Origin of the sequence: Bacillus cereus group sp. BfR-BA-01331 (assembly GCF_022663915.1) — a bacterium.
In the GTDB taxonomy this organism is placed as follows: domain Bacteria; phylum Bacillota; class Bacilli; order Bacillales; family Bacillaceae_G; genus Bacillus_A; species Bacillus_A mycoides.
Genome location: NZ_JAKUGJ010000091.1, coordinates 1 through 2,273, shown reverse-complemented (window position 1 = coordinate 2,273; position 2,273 = coordinate 1). Strand labels below are relative to the sequence as shown.

The following is a 2,273-nucleotide window of genomic DNA, read 5'->3' as shown; positions in this document are numbered from 1 at the left end:
CGGAGCCGCAGCGAAAGCGAGTCTGAATAGGGCGTTTAGTACGTGGTCGTAGACCCGAAACCAGGTGATCTACCCATGTCCAGGGTGAAGTTCAGGTAACACTGAATGGAGGCCCGAACCCACGCACGTTGAAAAGTGCGGGGATGAGGTGTGGGTAGCGGAGAAATTCCAATCGAACCTGGAGATAGCTGGTTCTCCCCGAAATAGCTTTAGGGCTAGCCTTAAGTGTAAGAGTCTTGGAGGTAGAGCACTGATTGAACTAGGGGTCCTCATCGGATTACCGAATTCAGTCAAACTCCGAATGCCAATGACTTATCCTTAGGAGTCAGACTGCGAGTGATAAGATCCGTAGTCAAGAGGGAAACAGCCCAGATCGCCAGCTAAGGTCCCAAAGTGTGTATTAAGTGGAAAAGGATGTGGAGTTGCTTAGACAACTAGGATGTTGGCTCAGAAGCAGCCACCATTTAAAGAGTGCGTAATAGCTCACTAGTCGAGTGACTCTGCGCCGAAAATGTACCGGGGCTAAATACACCACCGAAGCTGCGAATTGATACCAATGGTATCAGTGGTAGGGGAGCGTTCTAAGTGCAGTGAAGTCAGACCGGAAGGACTGGTGGAGCGCTTAGAAGTGAGAATGCCGGTATGAGTAGCGAAAGACGGGTGAGAATCCCGTCCACCGAATGCCTAAGGTTTCCTGAGGAAGGCTCGTCCGCTCAGGGTTAGTCAGGACCTAAGCCGAGGCCGACAGGCGTAGGCGATGGACAACAGGTTGATATTCCTGTACCACCTCTTTATCGTTTGAGCAATGGAGGGACGCAGAAGGATAGAAGAAGCGTGCGATTGGTTGTGCACGTCCAAGCAGTTAGGCTGATAAGTAGGCAAATCCGCTTATCGTGAAGGCTGAGCTGTGATGGGGAAGCTCCTTATGGAGCGAAGTCTTTGATTCCCCGCTGCCAAGAAAAGCTTCTAGCGAGATAAAAGGTGCCTGTACCGCAAACCGACACAGGTAGGCGAGGAGAGAATCCTAAGGTGTGCGAGAGAACTCTGGTTAAGGAACTCGGCAAAATGACCCCGTAACTTCGGGAGAAGGGGTGCTTTCTTAACGGAAAGCCGCAGTGAATAGGCCCAAGCGACTGTTTAGCAAAAACACAGGTCTCTGCGAAGCCGTAAGGCGAAGTATAGGGGCTGACACCTGCCCGGTGCTGGAAGGTTAAGGAGAGGGGTTAGCGTAAGCGAAGCTCTGAACTGAAGCCCCAGTAAACGGCGGCCGTAACTATAACGGTCCTAAGGTAGCGAAATTCCTTGTCGGGTAAGTTCCGACCCGCACGAAAGGTGTAACGATTTGGGCACTGTCTCAACCAGAGACTCGGTGAAATTATAGTACCTGTGAAGATGCAGGTTACCCGCGACAGGACGGAAAGACCCCGTGGAGCTTTACTGTAGCCTGATATTGAATTTTGGTACAGTTTGTACAGGATAGGCGGGAGCCATTGAAACCGGAGCGCTAGCTTCGGTGGAGGCGCTGGTGGGATACCGCCCTGACTGTATTGAAATTCTAACCTACGGGTCTTATCGACCCGGGAGACAGTGTCAGGTGGGCAGTTTGACTGGGGCGGTCGCCTCCTAAAGTGTAACGGAGGCGCCCAAAGGTTCCCTCAGAATGGTTGGAAATCATTCGTAGAGTGCAAAGGCATAAGGGAGCTTGACTGCGAGACCTACAAGTCGAGCAGGGACGAAAGTCGGGCTTAGTGATCCGGTGGTTCCGCATGGAAGGGCCATCGCTCAACGGATAAAAGCTACCCCGGGGATAACAGGCTTATCTCCCCCAAGAGTCCACATCGACGGGGAGGTTTGGCACCTCGATGTCGGCTCATCGCATCCTGGGGCTGTAGTCGGTCCCAAGGGTTGGGCTGTTCGCCCATTAAAGCGGTACGCGAGCTGGGTTCAGAACGTCGTGAGACAGTTCGGTCCCTATCCGTCGTGGGCGCAGGAAATTTGAGAGGAGCTGTCCTTAGTACGAGAGGACCGGGATGGACGCACCGCTGGTGTACCAGTTGTTCTGCCAAGGGCATAGCTGGGTAGCTATGTGCGGAAGGGATAAGTGCTGAAAGCATCTAAGCATGAAGCCCCCCTCAAGATGAGATTTCCCATAGCGTAAGCTAGTAAGATCCCTGAAAGATGATCAGGTTGATAGGTTCGAGGTGGAAGCATGGTGACATGTGGAGCTGACGAATACTAATAGATCGAGGACTTAACCATATAATATGAAGCAA

General features: G+C 52.3%; 1 rRNA gene. It reads left to right on the top strand.

The window, feature by feature from the left end:
• Positions 1–2,259 (top strand): 23S ribosomal RNA (locus MR155_RS30915); the annotation flags it as partial.
• Positions 2,260–2,273 lie beyond the last annotated feature (14 nt).